At 54.6% G+C, this 20,547-nt stretch carries 18 protein-coding genes and 2 pseudogenes; 10 read left to right on the plus strand and 10 right to left on the minus strand.

Going from position 1 to position 20,547, the window contains the following annotated elements; all coding sequences use genetic code 11:
* The first annotated feature begins 6 nt into the window (after positions 1-6).
* From ACTF5M_RS09545 to ACTF5M_RS09565, 5 genes are all read left to right on the plus strand, one after another.
* On the plus strand, positions 7-1,809 hold the full coding sequence (locus ACTF5M_RS09545) for a sensor histidine kinase (RefSeq protein WP_438960784.1): 1,803 nt from the start codon (positions 7-9) through the stop codon (positions 1,807-1,809).
* The gene (locus ACTF5M_RS09550) at positions 1,806-3,026 is read left to right on the plus strand and encodes a sigma-54-dependent transcriptional regulator (protein ID WP_438960785.1); all 1,221 of its coding nucleotides are present in this window, start codon (positions 1,806-1,808) and stop codon (positions 3,024-3,026) included. Before ACTF5M_RS09545 ends, ACTF5M_RS09550 begins: the two co-directional genes overlap by 4 nt.
* A 223-nt stretch (positions 3,027-3,249) precedes the next feature.
* Entirely contained in the window at positions 3,250-4,251 is a 1,002-nt protein-coding gene (locus ACTF5M_RS09555) for a DctP family TRAP transporter solute-binding subunit (protein ID WP_438960786.1), read from the plus strand.
* Between the two features lie 134 nt (positions 4,252-4,385).
* The gene (locus tag ACTF5M_RS09560) at positions 4,386-5,072 is read left to right on the plus strand and encodes a TRAP transporter small permease (RefSeq protein ID WP_438960787.1); all 687 of its coding nucleotides are present in this window, start codon (positions 4,386-4,388) and stop codon (positions 5,070-5,072) included.
* A gap of 3 nt (positions 5,073-5,075) precedes the next feature.
* Positions 5,076-6,452 (plus strand): TRAP transporter large permease, encoded by a 1,377-nt coding sequence (locus tag ACTF5M_RS09565; RefSeq protein WP_048598027.1) that lies wholly within the window; start codon positions 5,076-5,078, stop codon positions 6,450-6,452.
* A gap of 89 nt (positions 6,453-6,541) precedes the next feature.
* Here ACTF5M_RS09565 and tpiA read toward each other — a convergent pair whose 3' ends face one another.
* The gene (gene tpiA, locus ACTF5M_RS09570; protein WP_438960788.1) at positions 6,542-7,294 is read right to left on the minus strand and encodes a triose-phosphate isomerase; all 753 of its coding nucleotides are present in this window, start codon (positions 7,292-7,294) and stop codon (positions 6,542-6,544) included.
* Between the two features lie 115 nt (positions 7,295-7,409).
* Between tpiA and ACTF5M_RS09575 the strand changes: the two genes are divergently transcribed.
* The gene (locus ACTF5M_RS09575; RefSeq protein ID WP_438960789.1) at positions 7,410-8,342 is read left to right on the plus strand and encodes an isopenicillin N synthase family dioxygenase; all 933 of its coding nucleotides are present in this window, start codon (positions 7,410-7,412) and stop codon (positions 8,340-8,342) included.
* Positions 8,343-8,360: 18 nt separating this feature from the next.
* Here ACTF5M_RS09575 and ACTF5M_RS09580 read toward each other — a convergent pair whose 3' ends face one another.
* From ACTF5M_RS09580 to rimK, 3 genes are all read right to left on the minus strand, one after another.
* On the minus strand, positions 8,361-8,726 hold the full coding sequence (locus ACTF5M_RS09580) for a HesB/IscA family protein (RefSeq protein ID WP_048598033.1): 366 nt from the start codon (positions 8,724-8,726) through the stop codon (positions 8,361-8,363).
* A gap of 25 nt (positions 8,727-8,751) precedes the next feature.
* Positions 8,752-9,114 (minus strand): SUF system Fe-S cluster assembly protein, encoded by a 363-nt coding sequence (locus ACTF5M_RS09585; protein WP_048598035.1) that lies wholly within the window; start codon positions 9,112-9,114, stop codon positions 8,752-8,754.
* A 178-nt stretch (positions 9,115-9,292) separates the two neighbouring features.
* Positions 9,293-10,687 carry a 30S ribosomal protein S6--L-glutamate ligase gene (gene rimK, locus ACTF5M_RS09590; protein WP_438960790.1) on the minus strand — a complete coding sequence of 465 codons (1,395 nt, stop codon included), beginning with the start codon at positions 10,685-10,687 and terminating at the stop codon, positions 9,293-9,295.
* Positions 10,688-10,851: 164 nt separating this feature from the next.
* Here rimK and tgt point away from each other — a divergent pair, with 164 nt between their 5' ends.
* The gene (tgt, locus tag ACTF5M_RS09595) at positions 10,852-11,982 is read left to right on the plus strand and encodes a tRNA guanosine(34) transglycosylase Tgt (protein ID WP_438960791.1); all 1,131 of its coding nucleotides are present in this window, start codon (positions 10,852-10,854) and stop codon (positions 11,980-11,982) included.
* Between the two features lie 90 nt (positions 11,983-12,072).
* Here tgt and ACTF5M_RS09600 read toward each other — a convergent pair.
* The 6 genes and pseudogenes from ACTF5M_RS09600 to ACTF5M_RS09625 form a co-directional block, all read right to left on the minus strand.
* A pseudogene (locus ACTF5M_RS09600) lies at positions 12,073-13,114 on the minus strand (TRAP transporter substrate-binding protein).
* Positions 13,115-13,175: 61 nt separating this feature from the next.
* A pseudogene (locus tag ACTF5M_RS09605) lies at positions 13,176-14,652 on the minus strand (TRAP transporter large permease).
* Between the two features lie 73 nt (positions 14,653-14,725).
* The gene (locus ACTF5M_RS09610; RefSeq protein ID WP_438960792.1) at positions 14,726-15,214 is read right to left on the minus strand and encodes a TRAP transporter small permease; all 489 of its coding nucleotides are present in this window, start codon (positions 15,212-15,214) and stop codon (positions 14,726-14,728) included.
* Positions 15,215-15,392: 178 nt separating this feature from the next.
* Entirely contained in the window at positions 15,393-15,902 is a 510-nt protein-coding gene (locus ACTF5M_RS09615) for a flavin reductase family protein (RefSeq protein ID WP_438960793.1), read from the minus strand.
* Positions 15,903-16,790, minus strand: a complete 888-nt coding sequence (locus ACTF5M_RS09620) for an aldo/keto reductase (RefSeq protein WP_438960794.1) — start codon at positions 16,788-16,790, stop codon at positions 15,903-15,905. It lies immediately after the preceding gene.
* Positions 16,790-17,950, minus strand: coding sequence for an LLM class flavin-dependent oxidoreductase (locus ACTF5M_RS09625; protein WP_438960795.1), 1,161 nt, complete (start codon positions 17,948-17,950; stop codon positions 16,790-16,792). Before ACTF5M_RS09625 ends, ACTF5M_RS09620 begins: the two co-directional genes overlap by 1 nt.
* A gap of 124 nt (positions 17,951-18,074) precedes the next feature.
* On the opposite strand from ACTF5M_RS09625, the gene ACTF5M_RS09630 reads away from it, so the two are divergent.
* The 3 genes from ACTF5M_RS09630 to dusA form a co-directional block, all read left to right on the plus strand.
* Positions 18,075-18,827: a GntR family transcriptional regulator gene (locus ACTF5M_RS09630; protein WP_438960796.1), complete on the plus strand. Its 753-nt coding sequence runs from the start codon at positions 18,075-18,077 to the stop codon at positions 18,825-18,827.
* Positions 18,828-18,839: 12 nt separating this feature from the next.
* Complete coding sequence (locus ACTF5M_RS09635) at positions 18,840-19,928, plus strand: Gfo/Idh/MocA family protein (RefSeq protein WP_438960797.1); 1,089 nt, start codon at positions 18,840-18,842, stop codon at positions 19,926-19,928.
* A gap of 72 nt (positions 19,929-20,000) precedes the next feature.
* On the plus strand, positions 20,001-20,547 hold a 547-nt coding region (gene dusA, locus ACTF5M_RS09640; protein ID WP_438960798.1), incomplete at its 3' end, for a tRNA dihydrouridine(20/20a) synthase DusA.

A 20,547-nucleotide genomic window follows, 5' to 3' on the forward strand; every position in this document is an offset into this window, starting at 1 on the left:
TGAGAGATGAGCAGATTACTTTCCTCACGTTTGACTTTGCTGCTGGCGGTGCTGGCGCTGACGGCGGCCATTGGCGGGGCTGTCTATTTGCTTGGCTTGCGTCAGGGCATTGTCGATCTGTCCAAGCGCGGCACATCTGATTTGTCTTTGGCGGCGGACCGCCTCACGACGCAGCTGCAACGCTACGGACAACTTGCGGTGCTTTTGACGGACCATCCTGCGGTGCGTGCTACGTTTGAGGAACCCTTGCCGCGCAATGATCTGACGGACCAAACCGCCGCCGAGGTGTTGCGCGCCACCGCTGACAAAACGGCCTCGCACAGTATCGCTGTGCTGGATAGTAACGGAGCGCCGATTTTGCGAACCGATTTCGAAGGTCTGGGTATTGATCACGTTGAGCGGCCGTATTTCAAACGCGCGATCAGTGGTGCTTTGGGCAGCTATCATATGGTTGGTGACGATGGCCGGCGTTTGTTTTTATACGCAGCACCTGTTTTTTCGGCGCAGGGGCCGGTGCAGGGTGTTGTCTTGGTTGCCGCTGATATCGAAGTGATTGAACGGGACTGGCGCGGCGATACGGCTGCAGTATTTTTTACCGATGAGTTGGGCGTGGCGTTTGTGTCAAACCGGTCCGAGTTGGTGTTGCGCCAGCTTGATGCGCGCGGTGGTCTGCGCAGCGGTACTGCGGAATATTCCCGCGATCGTTTGACGCCGTTTCCACAGATCAACATCGCAAAACTTGCAGGGCAGGAGGTTTGGGAAGTGCCGCTTGGCCCTTATATCCCCGAGCGCGCACTTCACTTGGTTCAGCCCTTGCCAGTGATCGGGCTGACCGGAGAGGCGCTGATTGATATTGTGCCGGTCATTCGTGTGGCGGGGCTACAAGCGGCTTTTGCCTGTGCGGTTGTTTTGCTGTCGGGCTTGGCGTTGGTGGTGTTGCAAGACCGCCGCCGCACGTTGGCCAAAGCGAATGCGGCCCTTGAAGATCGCGTGCACCGCCGTACTGCGGAATTGCAGCGCGTAAACAGCAGTCTTCGCGCGCAAATCATGGAACGTGAAGAGGCAGAGTCTGCTTTGCGCCGCGCACAGGCGGACTTGGTTGAGGCGGGCAAGCTAAGTGCTTTGGGGCAGATGTCTGCGGGCATCAGTCATGAGCTAAATCAACCGTTGATGGCAATTGGCAGTTTCGCGGAAAACGGACAGGCGTTTTTGGCCAAGGGGGATGCGGAAACCGCCGCACAAAATCTCAGCCGGATAGCGGAGTTGTCGCGCCGCGCGGGACGGATCATTAAAAACCTTCGCGCTTTTGTACGCAACGAATCTGAGCCGCTGTCGGATGTGGTTCTACGCGACGTGTTAGATGCAGCGCTTGATCTATTGGGGCCGCGTATCACGACCGATAGCGTTTCGATTGAGATTGATGACGCCGTGCCATCGGCCAGTGTGCGTGCAGGCGACGTTCGGCTTGAGCAGGTTTTTGTGAACCTGATCGGCAATGCGCTGGATGCGATGAGTGATCAGGCCGAACGCAAACTACACATTTCGATCAGTGTCCCCGAGCCGTCGTCCAACAGCATCAGTATTGCGTTTCATGACAGCGGCCCGGGTCTTGATGGGCCAGACCGAATATTTGAGCCTTTCTATACCACCAAAAAAGTTGGTGAGGCCCAAGGGATGGGGCTTGGTCTTTCGATTTCATATGGGTTAATCCAATCTTTCGGTGGGCAAATCAAAGGCAGCAACCATCCAGAGGGGGGCGCTGTTTTGACTGTCACTCTTCCACGGTTTGAACAGGTTAAGGCTGCATGAACACCCCAGTTTTGATTATTGATGATGATGCTGACGTGCGCGACGCATTGGGCCAGACATTGGCCTTGCGCGATTTCGCACCGATCGCGTGCAGCTCATTCGTGGCGGCCAAAGATCACATTGCGCGTGGCTTTGCGGGCATCATTGTGACGGATATCCGGATGCCTGGGCGTGATGGCTATCACGTTTTGGATTACACGCGCAGTATTGATCCTGATTTGCCCGTAATCTTGCTGACCGGTGAGGCGGACGTGCCCAAAGCCGTGCAGGCCATTCAGCTTGGCGCGTTTGGCTTTTTGGAAAAACCCTGCGCGGCAGATGTCCTTTGCGCGGAAGTGACAAGGGCGGTGGCGCACCGAACGGCTGCGTTGAATTTGCGCGCACACAGAGCAGCCCTGGAGGCCGGTGATGCAGCGGCGCGAATGTTGGCAGGTGCATCGGCGCAATCAATGGCGATGCGTCACCAGGTGCGCCGCGTGGCAGCCACTAAAGGCGATGCGCTTATCACAGGTGAGTTGGGGGTCGGCACCTCGCGTGTTGCGGAAGTTATCCACTTGCTGGCCGCAGGGTCCGACGCGCCGTTTGTTAAGCGCGTCAGTGGCGGATTGAGTGAGTCAGATGCCTACAAAGCGATTGAGGCGGCAAAAGGCGGCAGTCTTTTTTTGGATGAAGTCTGGGCGCTCAGCCATTCTACTCAGGCAATTTTTGCAGAAACTATGGCGCCGATGCGTTTGATTGTTGCCAGTTCGCGTGATCTGCAAGCCGAAGTGGCAGGCGGGCATTTCAACAGCGAGCTATTTTACCGCACGGAACTTCTGAGCGTACATATTCCGCCGTTGCGGGAGCGCAAAGATGACATTCCGGTCCTGTTTCAGCACTATCTCGACCAAGCGTGTGAGCAAGGCGGTTTGGCACGTCCCGACGTGCCGCCCCATGTGATTGCGCGCCTGATGGCCGATGATTGGGCAGGCAATGCGCGTGCGCTTCAATCGGCAGCGATGCGCTATGCGCTTGGCGTCAGTGATTTGGCGGCGGGGGATGTGATGGGGCTGAGCGATCAGATGGCACAAGTTGAGCGGTCTTTGTTGGATCAGGCACTACGGCGTCATGCAGGGCGTGCGGTTCATGTTGCAGAAACCCTGAAACTGCCCCGAAAAACTCTGTACGACAAGTTAGCAAAACACGGGCTCAGGCCCGAGGATTACCGCACGGATTAGGCTGTGCGGATTATCGCACGTGAGCGGTAACCGTTGTGCGAAATATCGCACAATGCTGCATAGATCACATCACATATATATTTTAAGTCATTGATAATTAATAATATATATTATTTTATGTTGTGTGGTTGCGAGCCCTTTTGTTTGCCTCTCAATTGTTCGTGATCGGTGCGGCTTGGCCTGTGCTGTGACTTAAACGTTAAAGGTTCCAAGGGAGGATACCATGAAATTTCTTACTGCTGCTGCGACCGCTGTCGCGCTGAGCTTCAGTGCCACTGCTGGGCTTGCTGCATGTGACGACGGCGAGATCGTTATCAAGTTTAGCCATGTGACCAACACTGACAAACACCCTAAAGGCATTGCCGCGTCACTGCTTGAGCAGCGCGTCAACGACGAGATGAACGGCAAAGCCTGCTTGGAAGTGTTCCCATCCTCAACGCTCTACAACGATGACAAAGTGCTCGAAGCAATGCTTCAGGGCGATGTTCAGTTGGCCGCTCCTTCGCTGTCAAAGTTCGAGAAGTTCACAAAGCAATTCCGTATCTTTGACCTTCCGTTCATGTTCTCAAACATCGAAGCAGTTGATGCTTTCCAAGGCTCAGCGACTGGCCAAGCGATGAAAGACAGCATGCAGCGCCGCGGTTTGCAGGGTCTTGCGTTCTGGCACAACGGCATGAAGCAAATGTCTGCCAACACACCATTGGTTCAGCCAACAGACGCGAACGGCCTGAAGTTCCGTGTTCAGTCATCTGACGTTTTGGTTGCCCAAATGGAAGCAATCGGTGGCTCACCCCAGAAAATGGCGTTTTCTGAAGTATACGGCGCGCTGCAGCAGGGCGTTGTAGACGGTCAAGAAAACACATGGTCAAACATCTTTGGCCGTAAGTTCTTCGAGGTGCAGGACGGTATCACCGAAACCAATCACGGCATCATCGACTACCTCGTTGTGGCAAGTGTTGACTGGCTCGACAGCCTCGATGCAGACGTACGTGACCAATTCTTGACGATCCTCGAGGAAGTCACAGAAGCACGCAACAAAGAGTCGTTTGCAGTGAACCAATCTGCACGTCAGTCAATCATCGATGCCGGTGGCACCGTTCGTGAGCTGACTGCAGAGCAGCGTCAGGCATGGGTCGATGCGATGAAGCCAGTTTGGGCGCAATTCGCAGGTGACGTAGGCCAAGAAAACATCGACGCAGCACAAGCGATCAACGCAGGTCTGTAAGACGATCCCAAAGCGCCCCCGCCTGACGAGTGTCGGGCGGGGGCATTAATTTATCCCGACATCAATCTTGGTCGTCCGCAAATGGGCGCAGGATGTGTCGTTGATCAAGTCACAATTCAAAAGGGGGACGCGGCGTGTCTCAAGGCGCATCAAAGACGTCGGGCGGGTTCATTGATACATTGGAAGAAACGCTGATCGCGGCTCTGCTTGGAGCCATGACAGTTGTGACTTTTGCCAATGTGATCGCTCGTTTTGTATTCAATTCTAACATTTTGTGGGCACTGGAGCTTACAGTGTTTCTGTTCGGTTGGCTGGTTTTGCTGGGCGCAAGCTATGCCGTAAAGAAAGGCGCACACCTTGGGGTGGATGCTTTGGTAAACATTTTGTCGCCAGCTGCGCGGCGGATCGTCGGGCTGATTGCCGCTGCTGCGTGTTTACTCTTTTGCCTGCTGTTGCTCAAAGGCTGCTATGACTACTGGGCGGTGTTTGCAGATTTGCCACCAACTTCCGGGCGCTGGTTCCCAACAGGGTTTGAGGAAAAGTTTCGTAGCCAGTCGTTCTATGAAGTTGACGATATTCCGATGATCGCGCCGTTCCGTTGGCTCGAAGGGGCTATCAATTACAACGAAGCCTATGAGAAAATCCCCAAAGCGATCCCGTATTTTGTACTGCCGTTGTCCGCGTCACTTTTGATGCTGCGGTTCGTACAAGTGACCTTGCGGATTTGGCAGGGCACAGAGGACCGCTTGGTTGCAAGCCACGAGCTTGATGAAGACGAAATCTCCGAAGCGGCCGAACGCGCCGATAAGCTAGAGGGCTAAATCATGGACGTCATTCTTTTATTTAGCATGGTCATTGGCCTGCTGATGATCGGTGTGCCAATTGCGGTGTCTCTCGGTCTGTCCTCCACCCTCTTTTTGCTGTGGTTCTCGGACACATCGTTGGCCTCAGTGGCGGGCACATTGTTCGAGGCGTTCGAAGGTCACTTCACGCTGTTGGCGATCCCGTTTTTCATCCTTGCCTCGTCATTCATGACCACAGGCGGTGTTGCGCGGCGGATCATTCGTTTCTCGATCGCATGTGTGGGGCATTTGCCCGGCGGCTTGGCGATTGCGGGTGTTTTTGCCTGTATGCTTTTCGCAGCACTCTCAGGCTCGTCTCCGGCGACGGTTGTGGCCATTGGCTCTATCGTTATCGCGGGTATGCGTCAGGTGGGCTACACCAAGGAGTTCGCGGCAGGTGTTATTTGTAACGCGGGCACACTTGGCATCTTGATCCCACCATCCATTGTTATGGTCGTATATGCCGCAGCCGTTGAGGTTTCGGTAGGTCGGATGTTCCTTGCAGGGGTGATCCCGGGCTTGATGGCTGGCTTGATGTTGATGGTCACAATTTACGTGATGGCGAAGGTCAAGAACTTGCCCCAAGGCGAGTGGCAAGGCTGGGGCGAGGTGTTTACGGCGGCGCGTGAAGCGGGCTGGGGTCTGTTCCTGATCGTTATCATTTTGGGTGGTATCTATGGCGGTGTCTTTACGCCAACAGAAGCGGCAGCCGTTGCAGCGATCTACTCGTTTGTGATCGCGTGTTTTGTCTACCGTGACATGGGACCACTTGCGACAACGGGGCCTGAGGCGAACACATCTTTGTTCCGTAAGCCATGGGCTTTGGTCACAGCGATGATCCATCCTGACACCAAGCAGACCTTGTTCGATGCAGGCAAGCTGACGGTTACGCTTTTGTTCGTGATCGCGAATGCGTTGATCTTGAAGCACGTGCTAACGGATGAGCAAGTTCCGCAGACAATCGCGGGTGCTATGCTGGATGCAGGCTTTGGGCCGGTCATGTTCTTGGTGATTGTGAACATCATTTTGCTTATTGGCGGTCAGTTCATGGAGCCATCAGGCCTGCTCGTCATTGTGGCGCCACTGGTGTTCCCCATCGCGATCGAGCTGGGCATTGATCCAATCCACCTTGGTATCATCATGGTCGTCAACATGGAGATCGGGATGATTACACCACCTGTTGGTTTGAACCTCTTTGTGACCTCAGGTGTGGCCAAGATGCCGATGATGGCTGTAGTGCGCGCAGCTCTGCCATTCCTTGCAGTGTTGTTCGTGTTCTTAATCATGGTCACATATATTCCCGCAATTTCCACATTCCTGCCAAATGCAGTGATGGGGCCGGAGTTGATCATCAAATAGCGAGCAATCTTCGTCTGCTACTGAAAAGGCCCGCTGAGTTTCTCAGCGGGCCTTCTTATTTGTGCGGTTTTGCGCGCAGATTTTTCTGGCTAAGCGGACAACTCAAGCGCGGCTACAATCGGTGCAAAATCTGCAGCCGTCAGCGAAGCGCCACCAACCAAGGCTCCGTCTACATTTGATGTTGCGAATATCTCTGCGGCGTTGGCTGCTTTGACGGAGCCCCCGTAAAGAAGACGCATCGCATCGGCGATCTGTGTCCCAAAGCGGTTTGTAAGCTCAGCGCGCATGAAATCATGCACCTCAGCGATTTGTTCCAACGACGCGACTTTACCTGTTCCGATTGCCCAGACTGGCTCATAAGCGATCACGAGGTTAGCGCCGGTTGCCGCCTCGGGCACTGATCCGGCCATTTGGGAGGCTAATACCGTTAGGGTCTGTCCTCTCTCGCGCTGCTCAAGTGTCTCGCCAATGCACACAATCGCCGTTAGCGAGGCGTCCCATGCTGCCAGTGTTTGGCCCAAAACATCCGCATTCGTCTCGCCGTGGTCTGTTCGGCGCTCAGAATGGCCCGCGATGACATACTGCGCACCCGCATCGGCGATCATTTTTGCGCTGATATCGCCGGTGTGTGCACCGGTTTGATTGGCGTGGCAGTATTGGCCACCTACTTCAAGCGCGCCTGTGGAAGCACGCTCTACCATGGGGGCCAAAAGCGTCGCAGGCGGGCACAAAACCATATTCACAGAAGGGGCAGGATGAGCTTTCCAAAGGGCATCGACTTGGGCTAAATCCGCGCGCGTCCCGTTCATTTTCCAATTGCCTGCGGCCAATTTACGTCTCATGTCGCACCCTTCTTACAGCGTTGTTAAACTATAAGAACGGGTGTGGCCTGTGCGCCGCGTTGCGTCAAGCGCCGCTTAGATGTAGCAACGAAAGCAGACAGAAGTGAGTAGCGCGATGATCCCCAAAATTGATGCCCAAGCATTGTTCGCCGCTGATGAAAAGGCGCTTGACTCAGTGCGCACAGCCGCTGAGATCACGGGTTTTTTGAGGCTACACAACACGTCCCTATCAGGTGCCGAGGTTGCTGCTGTTATTGAGAGCTATCGCCAATTCTTTAAGCTGCTAGAGGCCGCCAAAGAACCAGTTGATATGGCCCAAAGCGGATCAAACCGTGGATGGGGGCGGGCCGGATCAGAGCAGGTCGATCCCAACGCTAATCCTGATTACAAACAGTTCTTTGATTGCGGTGTGTCTGTGCCAAGTGATCATCCTTGGGCGGACAAGCAGTTTTATGCGCCCAACAAATGGCCCGAGCAGCCAGCGGGTTTAGAGGCTGCGGATTTCAGGGCCGACATTCTGGCATATTTTACTAAGGCGCGTGCAATATCTATGGATTTGCTCAGCGCACTTGCGCGGGCGATCGGCGAGCCAGCCTCATTCTTTGAGGATAAGTTCGACACTCCGATGGCGCTTTTGCGGGGCAACTATTACCCCGAACGCCCAGCCTGGGCGGGGGCAAAGGACTTCGGGATCGCGACGCACACGGATTATGGCTGCCTTACATTCTTGGCGCTTGATGGCAGTCCGGGGCTTGAGGTCCGCCAGCGGGGCGGTGGGTGGATTCCCGTGCGGGCAGAACCCGGCACATTCGTGATTAACTTTGGTGAGATGTTTGAGATGTGGACGAACGGACGGGTGAAAGCCACACCTCACCGTGTGGTTGGCGGTACAAACGAGCGTATTTCAATCCCACTGTTCTTTAATCCAAACTATGACACCAATGTCGCGCCCATTGGATCAGGGCAGGTCATCCTTGCGGGAGAGCATCTAAGCGCGCGCTATAACGAGACTTACGTGCACTTACAGCAAACCACTGCGCGCGGTTAAACCCGTCCTGAGGGCGTATTAGGCTTTGCCCGCGAGGGTCTCATCAAACTTGATGCTTTCACCACATCCGCAGGCATCCACAACGTTGGGATTGCGGAATTTAAATCCAGCTTCAAGCAAGCTGACTTCATAGTCGATTTCAGTGCCGAAAAGGAACATTTGCGCCATAGGAGCGATCATGACGCGCGCGCCGTCGATCTCAACGACTTCATCCATTGCGTTGATCTCTTTGACATATTCCATAGTGTATTCCATTCCTGCACAACCGCCTTTCTTGACGCCTACGCGCAGGCCCTCTGTGCCGTCCTTTGCCATGAGCTTCACAATGTGAGCCACCGCAGCAGGGGTCAAAGAAACAGGAGGTTTTCCAGGAATGCCAAACATCAAAGTTTTCCTAAGCTACTAAAGGTTACATAAAGCCCAGTTCAAGGCGCGCTTCGTCGGACATCATGTCCATGCCCCACTGCGGCTCCCAAATTAGATCGACCTGAACTTGTTTGATGCCAGCCAGCGGCTCAATTGCATCCGCAACCCATCCAGGCATTTCGCCAGCAACAGGGCAGCCCGGTGCGGTAAGAGACATCAAAACATTCACTTCGTTCTCATCATTGATCTCAATCGTGTAAACCAGACCAAGGTCATAGATGTTCACGGGGATCTCAGGATCGTACACGCTGCGGCACGCTTCGACGACATTGTCATACAAAGGGTGATCCGTGCTTGATGGTTTGATGAGGGGGGTACCTTCCATCGGGGGTGTCGCGTCGGTCATAGTGGTCCGTTCGTGCTGTCTGATATGATTTCTTACGATTTAGATAGGGATTTGCACCCACCACGTCTAGGGGCTGGGCGCAGGTTTTGCCGCACAAAGGCCGTGCGATGATACGGACGGTCGCGGATTAGCCCGCAAAACCGGCGTCATGTTGATTTAATACAGCGCTCTGCGGGCATCAGTCAGTCTTGCGCTTGCGGATGGGAACGGGGCGGACCCGCTTTTCAATTGAGTCGTAGAGCAAGCTGGCGATATTCTTGCCAGTGGCTGTCTCAATACCCTCAAGGCCGGGTGATGAGTTCACCTCAAGCACTTTGGGCCCATCGGATGAGCGCAGTAGATCAACACCTGCAATCCCCAAACCAAAAGTACGTGCAGCGCGCACAGCAACATCGCGTTCTTGTTTGGTGATGCGCACCACTTTGGCAGAGCCGCCGCGGTGTAGGTTTGAGCGGAAATCTCCATCCGCACCGGTGCGTTTCATTGCGGCAACCACCCGCCCACCGATGACAAGACACCGAATATCCTCGCCGGCGGCTTCTTGGACAAAGTCTTGCACCAGAAAGCTGGCCTTTAGGCCGCGGAAGGCATCAATCACGGATTCAGCGGCTTTTTTGGTTTCAGCAAGCACAACACCTTTGCCTTGGGTCGACTCGAGCAGCTTCACAATAAGTGGTGCGGTTCCCACAAGGCCAATAAGGTTAGACGTGTCCTTGGGCGAGGCCGCGAAGGCAGTTGTGGGCATCCCGATACGCGCGCGTGCCAGAAGTTGGTGCGCGTATAGCTTGTCCCGTGAGGAGGCGATCCCCTCTGCGCCGTTCACGCAATAGGTCCCAAGTGTTTCAAACTGGCGGGTAATCGCCGTGCCGTAGCTGGTGATTGAGGCTCCAATGCGCGGAATGACCACATCAAAGCGAGGCAGACGCTTGCCGTCGTAATAAACCTCGGGCGAGGTGGCGTTGATGGCCATGTAGCAACGGGTGGTGTCGATGATCTCAACACCGTGGCCGCGTTTCTCACCTTCCTCTACCAAACGGCCGGTGGAATAGTTATCCTCACGGGACAAAACAGCAATGCGTAGCGCGCGCTTGGGTGCTGCTTCGCGTACTTTGGCAGAGGCGTATACATCGTAAGACAGCTCTGGCTGACAAAACCTGTCTGAGGGCGCAACAGTCAGCCGGTCCCCAAGAGCCTGACGACCCAGCAACATATGATAGGACATATTCGTACGGTTGGTGAGCGTGACCTCGATAGGCCACATTTCATCACCCATTTTGACATTGGTCTCGATGACATAGCGCATTTCGCTTTCACCATTCGAGGATGTGACTTCGCGTTGATCCACAATGTCAGCGGAACACGCAATAACCAGATCGGGCCGCGCGGGAATAGGTTGCACCATAAAGCGTACCCGTGGGCGGGTCCGGCCAAATGGCTCTATATCAAAGGCATGTAGCGCGGATGTTTTGGCGCCTGTGTCTACTTTTGCTTTTAGCGCAGGAAGGCCCAAGTCAGGTAGAGAGAGCCATTCTTCCCACCCTACGCGGATTTGGGAATTGTAGGTGTCGGTCATGCTTAGCGCGTCCTCATTACTCAATGTGACCCGTGAAAAGGGTAACAGTCAGCCCGTACTCTCACAATCTTTGCTTGGCAATCACCTGCGTATCAGCTGCAAACACTCTTGGGTTGCGCGCCGCTTTGGCCTAAAGAAGCGCAGAAATGGTAAAGGGCAATGATATGGCACAGACTTTCGGGTTTGATCTTCTGGCAACAGATGGGCGCGCACGCACAGGGCGTATCAGCACGCCGCGGGGCGATATCCGCACACCTGCTTTTATGCCCGTTGGCACAGCTGCAACAGTCAAGGCGATGATGCCCGAAAGTGTTGCGGCGACAGGTGCGGATATTTTGCTCGGCAATACGTATCACTTGATGCTGCGGCCTACGGCTGAGCGGATTGCGTCGCTTGGTGGGCTGCATAAGTTCATGAATTGGGACAAGCCCATTCTTACTGACAGTGGTGGGTTTCAGGTTATGAGCCTAGCTGATCTGCGCAAACTGACAGAAGACGGTGTGACGTTCAAAAGCCATATCGACGGCTCCAAACATATGCTTAGCCCCGAACGCTCTATGGAAATTCAAAAGCTGTTGGGCAGCGATATTGTGATGTGCTTTGATGAATGCCCCGCACTGCCTGCAGACAAGGCGCGGATTGCACAAAGTATGGAATTGTCGATGCGCTGGGCCAAACGCTCGCGGGATGCTTTTGGCGATCGTCCGGGGTATGCGCTTTTTGGTATCCAACAAGGTGGGCTTGAAGAGGATCTGCGTGCGCAAAGTGCCGAGGCCCTGCGGGATATCGGCTTTGAAGGCTATGCGGTTGGTGGTCTTGCTGTGGGAGAGGGACAAGAGGCGATGTTTGACTGTCTTGATTTCGCACCTGAGCAACTGCCCAAGGATAAGCCGCGTTACTTGATGGGCGTTGGTAAGCCTGATGATATCGTGGGAGCTGTAAAGCGCGGGATTGATATGATGGATTGTGTTTTGCCATCACGATCAGGGCGGACCGGACAGGTCTTTACGCGCCACGGGGTCGTGAACATTAAAAACGCGCGGCACGCAGATGATCCGCGTCCGTTGGATGAACAATGTAGCTGTCCGGCCTGTCAGAAATACTCGCGCGCCTATTTGCACCATGTCTACCGCTCTCAAGAGATGATTTCAGGCATGCTGCTGACCTGGCATAACCTGCATTATTTCCAGCAGATCATGCAAGAAATGCGCGACGCCATCGCAGAACAGCGTTTTGATGCATGGGAAAAAGGGTTTCACGAAGGGCGCGCCCAAGGGGATATCGAGCCGCTTTAAGAAAAAGTTGGCCACACACCCTTTGTAGAATAAAAAACGGCGGCTCCCATAAGAAGCCGCCGTTTAATGTTTTTAGCGCCTGCGCTGGGCTTATTGGATATCAGCTGCGCGGCCCGCGTTAATTTTAGCCTCAGCTTCAGCAACTGCCGTTTTGAGTGCGCTCAAGATGCGCTCACCACCATCAACGTTGTCAGTGAACCATGCTTGTACAGGCTCAACTGCCGCGGCGAATGTAGCTTTTTCGGCTGGTGTCGGCACATATAGATCACCGCCACCTTCAACAAAGGCTGCATAGGCCTCGATTGACTTGCGCTTTGGTGAGGCAAATGTTGCCTGTTGCAGCGCATAGAAGCCATCCACAACCACTCGGCGCATGTCTTCTGGCATCGCCATGAACTTGTCGTTGCTCATCCACCACAGCGCGCCCATGTAGGCGTGACCGTCCAGCGTGACGTATTGCAGACCTGCATCGGGGAATTTCATGCCCATAATGTCGGTGATGCCGTTCTTTGATCCGTCCACAACACCGGTTTGGAATGATGTGAACAGTTCTTTCCACGGGATTGGCGTGCGGGACGCGCCAAGTGCACGAACCAGCTCTTGGGGAAGGTCTGCAACAACTGTACGGATCTTTAGGCCGTCAAAATCTGCAGGCTCAGCCAAACGGCGTTTTGTGTTGGCAAAGTTGCGCCATCCGCCCGTGTTACCAATGGTCATCAGACGGATTTTATCGTCACTGTCCTCAAGCGCCATGTCGCGCATTGTGCGCACAAAATCACCAGACAGCACGTCTTCCGCGATGCGGTCATCGGCCATCAGATATGGAAGGTCGAGCACCTGCACGTTGGGGGAAGATGCTTGCAGCACCGCCAGACGTTGAGATGTAGACATCAATAGAGCCGTCGGCCACACCTTGCAGACACTCCGCACCTTTTGAGCAAAGCTGTGTGAAGATGAACAATTCAACTTCGATTTTACCGTTTGAGGCTGCTTCGACGTAGTTTTTGAACACAACCAGACCGTCATAGTCTTCGTCGTTCTCATTAGAGTTGGCGGTTGCACGGATTGTGTACTCCGCGTGACCTGCCGCATAGCTTGCAAGGCTTGAGCCTGCGAGCATGGCTGCGCCCATCGCGGCGGTGGTTAGGTGTTTCAGCACGATGTTTGCTCCCTGGAATATTATTGATGCTGGATTATTGAACGAAGCCCGTCAATCGGGGGGTCGTCATCGAAATGGCCGGAATGTAGGTAATCAAGAAAATCACGATCACCTCCACAGCCAAAAACGGTAAAATTGCTTTTGAAATGGTTTCAACTTTTTCGTGGCTCACGGCGGAGGCCACAAATAAAACCAATCCCATAGGTGGTGTGGCAAGCCCTACGGTCAGGTTCACAGACATGATGATGGCGAAATGCACGGGGTGCACGCCGAGCTCTGTAAAGATTGGGCCCAAGATCGGCCCAAGGATGATGATCGAGGGACCTGCGTCGAAGAACATGCCCACGATGAACAAGAGCATGTTGATCAAAAAGAGCAACACCAACGGGTTTTCCGGCAGGCTTAGAATGGCTTCAGTCAGGATTTGTGGAGCGTACGAGAGCGAGACGACTGTTTTGAACGCCACGGCTGCGCCAACCAAAAGCAACACCGCCGATGACGCAAGCGCAGAGCGCGCAATGACGGGCCACAAGTCTTTCACGGACATTGATTTCAAAATGAAAAAACTGACGATCAATGCGTAGGCCACTGCAATCGCCGAGGCTTCTGTAGGTGTCATGACGCCCGCTAGAATGCCGCCCAAGATAATGATTGGGGTTTGCAGTGGGGCCACCGCCTTTTTGCTCACGACGCGAAAATCGGCACTAACTTGAGATTTGATGTAGGCACAGATGCCATGCGCAGCCAAGAGCAGCACGGCAAACATAACCCATCCATTGATCTGATCACCGGCCCCAAACAGTCCCGACAGGCCATAAAGAAGGCCAGCGATGTTGATCCGAATAAGGCCCCACGCCACATAGGCCTCACGCGTGGTGATGGTCTGGCCTTTTTTTTGACGATACGCTCGGCTTTGGGCCGGTCGTAGCGGTCAGCCATGAGGCGGACCATAACCATAAGCCCCACGCCAACCATGATGCCCGGCACGATACCCGCTAAGAAAAGTGCGGCAACGCTTTCATCCATAACATACGCATAGATGATCATAATGCCTGAGGGGGGGGTCATTGGGCCGATTACGCTGGAGGCGGCAGTGATGGCCGCGGCGAACTTTGGCTGTAGCCGTTCTTTTCCATTGCGGGGATTAGCGTAGACCCAAGCGCTGACGTGTCAGCTTCGGCAGAGCCGGACAGCCTCGCAAAAAGGATTGATGAAAGAATATTCACATGAGCCAGCCCACCACGCAGGTGGCCCATGAACGCTTGGCTGAACTCCACAAGACGGGTCGTGATGCCACCGCGGTTCATGATTTCACCGGCCAGCATAAAGAACGGCAGCGCCATCAGCGGAAAGCTGTCGATACCGTTATAAAGGTTACGGTAAAGCACGGGCAGGTCGCGGGCCGATCCATCAAGAACCAATAGGGCGCCGGGTGCCAGCAGTAGGCCAAAGACAACGGGCAGGCCGATCATCAAGAGCACCAAGAAGACAGGCAAGAACCAGATCAGCATGACAGGCGTCCTTGTGTGCACGCGCGCATCGCGGTGGTTTGCAGATGTGATATTGGTTGATAGGTCAAGCTGCTCATTCCACAGGCCCCACATCACCAAGTTGCTTAAGTGCTGCACCGCCACCAAACATTTTGATCACTTGGCGCAGTACCAGCTCAACGTTCACCACACACAGGCCCGCAAAACCAACAAATAGTGATGCATAGGCGTAAGAGTTGCGGAACCTGATGTCGCGCATGTCAAAAAGGTCCATTGGAATGCGCAAAGTTGCAGATCGCCCTCGGCCTGTTAGGCTATCGACGTGATCCCATCCAAGCTGTGCACAGATCACCAACACGATCATTGCCATAATCAACAGGATCAGTATCAGCATAGATGACAGCGCTCGGGGCAGGGCACGTTCGAACATATCGATGGCCACAAACCCGCCTTGGCGGTAGGCCAGCGGTGCAATTAATCCGGTCATCCAGAGCATCAAAAAACGCGCCCCTTCTTCTGACCAATTAAGCGCGCCACCCACAATGTAGCGGAAGAATACCTGCGCCAAAATGAAGATGACCATAAGTGCTAAGGCGGCGATGGCCAGTACGCGGCCAACCGCCAAAGCGATGTCATTGAACTTTTCTACGGGCCAGAGGGCTGCAAGAAGAAGGGCAATGACGTTCCTCCCTTTCGTGGTGCCTGAGTCCCGCTCGTTTAGTGGCGGGAAACATCAGGCGGGGTGCGTCAAAGCCCTTGGATCAGGGCTGTGATGCGAACTCTTTATAGGCACCGCTTTGAAACATAAGCGGTGTGCCGTCGCCAATGTGCGCTGCATGCACCCGGCCAACAATAATTGCATGATCGCCTGCGTCGTGAAGGGCGTCCATCTCGCACTCAAAACGCGCCAGGCACCCTTCAATCAGTGGCACCCCATGTCCGTTCTGGGTAAAGTCCAGATCCGCAAAGGCGTTTGCTTCGCGCACAAAACCGTTTGCGATATGCGCTTGATCGGAGGCCAAAACGTGCACCGCGTAGTGTTGTGTTTCACTGTAACATTCAAAGCGGCGGGCGGATTTAGCGGGGCACCAAAGCACAAGCGGGGGATCAAGGCTGACGCTTGAAAAGCTATTTGCCGTAATTCCTACCAATTGCTGTTCGGGGGTGCAGGTAGTGATCACGCAAACACCTGTGCCGAATTGCCCAAAGGCACTACGCAAAGCGCGCTGTGCGTCCGGTTCAGCCGTCAGGGGAACGGACCGCATTGCCATCTAAGCGACCTCGCGGCCAAGAGTGGCGGTGTAAATCTCAAACCATGTCTGACGGTCGATATGCACTTTAAGAGCATCGGACAACGTATTGAGACGGCTGATATTATTTGTTCCCATTACTGGCGCAATACGGGCGGGATGACGCAGCAAAAAGGCAACGGCAACTGCGCTTGGCTCAACGCCTGCATCGCCTGCCACGCGCTTCAACACATTCATGACGGCGGCGTTGTCAAAGATCGATCCGCCACCAAGTGGCGACCACGCCATGACGGGGATGTCGTTCTCTTGCAAAAAGGCCAAATCGCCGTCAGTGAACGGAGCATGGTTCGTCGCTGACAGCTCAATCTGATTGGCGACCAACTCGTTCTCCATGGCAGATTGCAGCAGCGAGAAATCCCACGGCTTGAAGTTTGACACGCCAACGGTGCGGACTTTGCCCGAGGCAATCAGGTCATCAAGGACTTCACCGGTTTCCATTGCGTCCATCAGCGGATCAGGGCGGTGGATAAGCAAGCAATCAATTACATCGATGTTCATGTCGCGCAAAGACGCCTCAACGCTGGCGGTGATGTGCGCAGCAGACGTGTCGTAATATTTCACACGCGCACCACTGTGACGGCCAACAGGGGCAACGATATCGCATTTTGTGACAATCTCGATCTGGTCACGCAAAGCAGGAGCCGCTTTTAGCGTCTCACCAAAAAGCGCCTCGGCAGTGTAGCCCCCATAGATATCCGCTTGATCCATGGTGGTGATGCCTTGCGCCAAACAAGCCTCGACTTTGGCTTGCACATGGGCCTGACTGGTGTCGGTGTCATCGCCTAAGCGCCACATTCCGTAGATGATTTGGCTAAAGCTGAGATCGTCGGTGATTTGAATGCGGTCCATTAGCGGCGCTCTCCTGTCCCAAGGGGGGTTGGGGGTGTTGTTGCGGGTACGCGGCCATAAGCATCTGGCAGCGATACGGTTTTCAAGTTTGGCAAAACACGTTTGCCAAAGGCTTTACACTCGTCAATGTGGGGGTATCCGGAAAAAATAAAGGCTCGGATACCCATTTTTTTGTATTCTTCGATTTTTGTCATGACCTGATCGGTGTTGCCAACCAAAGCGGCGCCACAGCCCGAGCGTGCGCGCCCAACGCCTGTCCACAATCCTGGCTCAACGTAGCCGAATTTATCCGCCAGTTCGCGGGCTTTGGCCTGATGGGCGACCCCAAGCGAGATGCTGTCATGAGCACGGTCGCGGATAAGTTTGCCGTATTCGTCATCAAGTTTGCTAACGATGTAATCTGCGTATTCACGAGCCTCGGCCTCGGTGTCGCGGACAATCATGTGAACGCGCAGTCCGTAATCCAGGGTGCGCCCATGTCGTTGCGCAACCGCGTGCACATCACGCATGCGCTGTGCAAGTTGCTCTTTGGGTTCGGGCCACATCAAATAGACGTCGCAATGCTTGCCGCACAACTCAAGGGCCGCAGGTGAGTAGCCGCCAAAATACAACAGAGGCCCGCCGTTGATTTGATAGGGGCGGGCGGGGTCTGTTGGCACGTTCTCAAAATTATAAACGTCACCTTTAAAGGTGATTTCATCTTGTGTCCACGCTTGGTGTAAAATCTGCACAACCTCGTCGCTGCGCTTGTAGCGGTATGCGCTGTCAGCCACTTCGCCAGGAAAGTCAGACGATATAACGTTCAGCGTCAGCCGGCCTTTGAGCATGTGATCCAGCGTTGCTACAGTGCGCGCCAACATGATAGGTTGCATCTCGCCGCACCGGATTGCGGCCAGAAAATTCATACGCTCCGTCAGGGGTGCCATACCCGCTACGAATGACAACGTATCTTGGCCGACCTGATAAGATGATGGCGCGAGAATATTGCGAAAGCCTTGGGCCTCTGCCTCAAGGGCGATGTCGCGGCAATGCTCCCAGCTTGAGCGCAAATCACCATCAGGGACGCCCAAAAACTGGTAGTCATCCGAGCACAGAGCAGAAAACCAGCTGACCTCAGCGGCATCCAGATCGGCGGATGTGACTGGTACTATTGAGGTCATTCGAATCCCTTCCCAAGCTTTGAGTTGACAAAAGGCTAGCAGTGTCTTTGATGTGTATCAATGGTATATCAATTTTTGTGTGATGGTTCTTACGACGCTCCCTTTGGGACGCCTGAGAACGCGCATGAGTAAGCAGCGGGAGGGCCGTGTGGTGCAAAACGAAGCGCATATATTGCCAAGCATAACGCGTGCTGCGGATGATGCTGCGCTGCCCAAATACATTGCCCTAAGCGAGTTGCTGATCCGTGAAATTGCTGCGGGCCGGCTGGCCGATGGGCATAAGTTGCCGCCAGAACGTGACATGGCCGCTGAGCGCGGCGTGAGCGTTGGCACGTTGCGAAAAGCGCTGATTATTCTGGAAGAGAAGGGGCTGTTGGAGCGTATCCAAGGCTCTGGCAACTATGTGCGCTCGCGCGGTGGCGTTGAAAGCATCTACGGGTTGTTGCGGCTTGAGTTGTTAACCGGCGGCGGCTTGCCCACGGCAAGGCCGATCAGTGTTGACACGATGGACGCGCCCGCTGATGCGCCCTTTGATCATGGGCACCGTATACGCCGTCTTAGGCTTTTGGATGGCACCGCCGTCGCCATTGAAGAGATTTGGGTCAACGCGCAGGCAGTCACAGCCCTTGGGATTACTGACCTGCAAGATGCTCTGTATCTGATGTATGAACAGCGCTTTGGCGTGCGTATTGCTCGTGCCCAAGACAGCGTCGGGATGGACTGGGTCCCTTCTTGGCGGCACGTCGAATTTGGACCGCAAATTGGTGAGGCTGTAAGCCATATCACACGGGTGGCGCGTGATCTTGAGGGGCGCGCCGTTGAATATTCACAAACGTGGTTTGATGCGAAAAAAGCCGCCTATATCAATCGTTTCTAACGGGAAGCTACTATGACTAAAGTTCGTTACGGCATCATCGGATGCGGCATGATGGCCGGAGAGCACATCCGCAATATTGCGCTCATCGAAGGCGCGGTCGTGACCGCAACTTATGATCCGGTGCGCGAGTTGGCTGAGCAGGCGGCTGCCCTTGCAGGCGGTGCTGAGGTGGCGGAAAGTTTTGAGGCGCTTTTGGCCCGCGATGATGTGGACGCGCTTGTCATCGTCAGCCCCAACCATTTGCACATTGGTCAGCTTGAGCAAATCGCGGCCTACAAGCATCGCCCAGTCTTGTGCGAGAAGCCGCTTTATACCGACCCAGCGCAGGCGGCACAGGTTCAGGCGTTCGCGGCCAATTATACAGCCCCAGTTTGGGTCGCGATGGAGTATCGCTATATGCCGCCAATTGCGACGCTGCTGCAAGAAGCAGCATCGGTGACGGGTGGTGTAAAAATGCTGACCATTCGCGAGCACCGCTTTCCGTTCCTGCCCAAAGTGGGCGATTGGAACCGATTTAACGCAAACACTGGCGGCACCTTGGTGGAAAAGTGCTGTCATTTCTTTGATCTGATGCTCCTTGTCATGAAGGATGAGCCTGTGCGGATAATGGCCAGCGCAGGCCAGTCAGTGAATCACCTTGATGAAACCTACCATGGTCAAACGCCGGATATTTGGGACAACGGCTACGTGATTGTAGATTTCGCCAAAGGCGCGCGGGCAATGCTTGAGCTGTGTATGTTTGCGGAAGGCTCCAAATACCAAGAGGCTGTAAGCGCCGTGGGGCCAAACGGTAAAATTGAGTGCCTTGTTCCGGGGCCACGCCGTTTCTGGCCGGATCATTTGGGGCCTGCACCGATCCCGCAGGTGTTGGTCAGCCCGCGTAACCCCGCTGGCGAGACGGTCATCGACGTGCCTGTTGATCCGACTATTCTGGATGCGGGGGATCATAATGGCTCTACGTTCTATCAACACCGCAAGTTTTTCGACGTATGTCTTGGACGCGGTGCAGTTGAAGTGACACTCGATGATGGAGCGCGCGCTGTTGCTATGGGGCTTGCTGCGCAGCAATCTGCACGCGAGGGTCGAGCGATCTTGCTATAACGCTGCCCGCGTATCTGTTGGCTGAGCAATAATCAGGATGCATTGCTCAAACGCACAGGGTAAACGCAGCATATGACACAACCCGATCAAATGACTTTGCTGAAATCAGCCCGCCTGTCTGTGGCCCCGATGATGGACTGGACGGACCGCCATTGCCGTGCGTTTCACCGCGTGCTGTCAGACCATGCGTTGCTCTACACTGAAATGGTAACGGCGCCCGCGTTGGTGCGGGGCGGGGCGCGGCATTTGCTTCGCTTTGATCCGTCCGAGCACCCCGTGGCCTTGCAGCTTGGAGGGTCTGATCCAAAAGAATTGGCTGAGGCGTCAGCTATGGGTGCGGATGAGGGCTATGCTGAGATTAACCTGAATTGCGGCTGCCCAAGTGACCGTGTTCAGTCTGGCAGCTTTGGCGCCGTGTTGATGGAACGTCCAGATATTGTCGCTGAATGTTGTGCTGCAATGATCGATGCGCAGGACGTTGAGGTTACAGTTAAATGTCGTATCGGAGTAGACGACCAAGACCCCTCCGAAGTGCTGCCTGATTTTCTTGCGCGGGTAAGTGCAGCCGGTGTGGGGCGCTTTACCATCCACGCGCGCAAAGCCTGGCTTCAAGGGCTAA

Source organism: Nereida sp. (genome assembly GCF_965655635.1).
Classification (GTDB): Bacteria; Pseudomonadota; Alphaproteobacteria; order Rhodobacterales; family Rhodobacteraceae; genus Nereida.

Excerpts from the sequence above, each read along its gene's own strand:
- ACTF5M_RS09545 (WP_438960784.1), top strand. The coding sequence starts at position 7 with ATGAGCAGATTACTTTCCTCACGTTTGACTTTGCTGCTGGCGGTGCTG.
- ACTF5M_RS09550 (WP_438960785.1), top strand. The coding sequence starts at position 1,806 with ATGAACACCCCAGTTTTGATTATTGATGATGATGCTGACGTGCGCGAC.
- ACTF5M_RS09555 (WP_438960786.1), top strand. The coding sequence starts at position 3,250 with ATGAAATTTCTTACTGCTGCTGCGACCGCTGTCGCGCTGAGCTTCAGT.
- ACTF5M_RS09565 (WP_048598027.1), top strand. The coding sequence starts at position 5,076 with ATGGACGTCATTCTTTTATTTAGCATGGTCATTGGCCTGCTGATGATC.
- tpiA (WP_438960788.1), bottom strand. The coding sequence starts at position 7,294 with ATGAGACGTAAATTGGCCGCAGGCAATTGGAAAATGAACGGGACGCGC.
- ACTF5M_RS09575 (WP_438960789.1), top strand. The coding sequence starts at position 7,410 with ATGATCCCCAAAATTGATGCCCAAGCATTGTTCGCCGCTGATGAAAAG.
- ACTF5M_RS09580 (WP_048598033.1), bottom strand. The coding sequence starts at position 8,726 with ATGTTTGGCATTCCTGGAAAACCTCCTGTTTCTTTGACCCCTGCTGCG.
- ACTF5M_RS09585 (WP_048598035.1), bottom strand. The coding sequence starts at position 9,114 with ATGACCGACGCGACACCCCCGATGGAAGGTACCCCCCTCATCAAACCA.
- rimK (WP_438960790.1), bottom strand. The coding sequence starts at position 10,687 with ATGACCGACACCTACAATTCCCAAATCCGCGTAGGGTGGGAAGAATGG.
- tgt (WP_438960791.1), top strand. The coding sequence starts at position 10,852 with ATGGCACAGACTTTCGGGTTTGATCTTCTGGCAACAGATGGGCGCGCA.
- ACTF5M_RS09610 (WP_438960792.1), bottom strand. The coding sequence starts at position 15,214 with ATGGTCATCTTCATTTTGGCGCAGGTATTCTTCCGCTACATTGTGGGT.
- ACTF5M_RS09615 (WP_438960793.1), bottom strand. The coding sequence starts at position 15,902 with ATGGCAATGCGGTCCGTTCCCCTGACGGCTGAACCGGACGCACAGCGC.
- ACTF5M_RS09620 (WP_438960794.1), bottom strand. The coding sequence starts at position 16,790 with ATGGACCGCATTCAAATCACCGACGATCTCAGCTTTAGCCAAATCATC.
- ACTF5M_RS09625 (WP_438960795.1), bottom strand. The coding sequence starts at position 17,950 with ATGACCTCAATAGTACCAGTCACATCCGCCGATCTGGATGCCGCTGAG.
- ACTF5M_RS09630 (WP_438960796.1), top strand. The coding sequence starts at position 18,075 with ATGAGTAAGCAGCGGGAGGGCCGTGTGGTGCAAAACGAAGCGCATATA.
- ACTF5M_RS09635 (WP_438960797.1), top strand. The coding sequence starts at position 18,840 with ATGACTAAAGTTCGTTACGGCATCATCGGATGCGGCATGATGGCCGGA.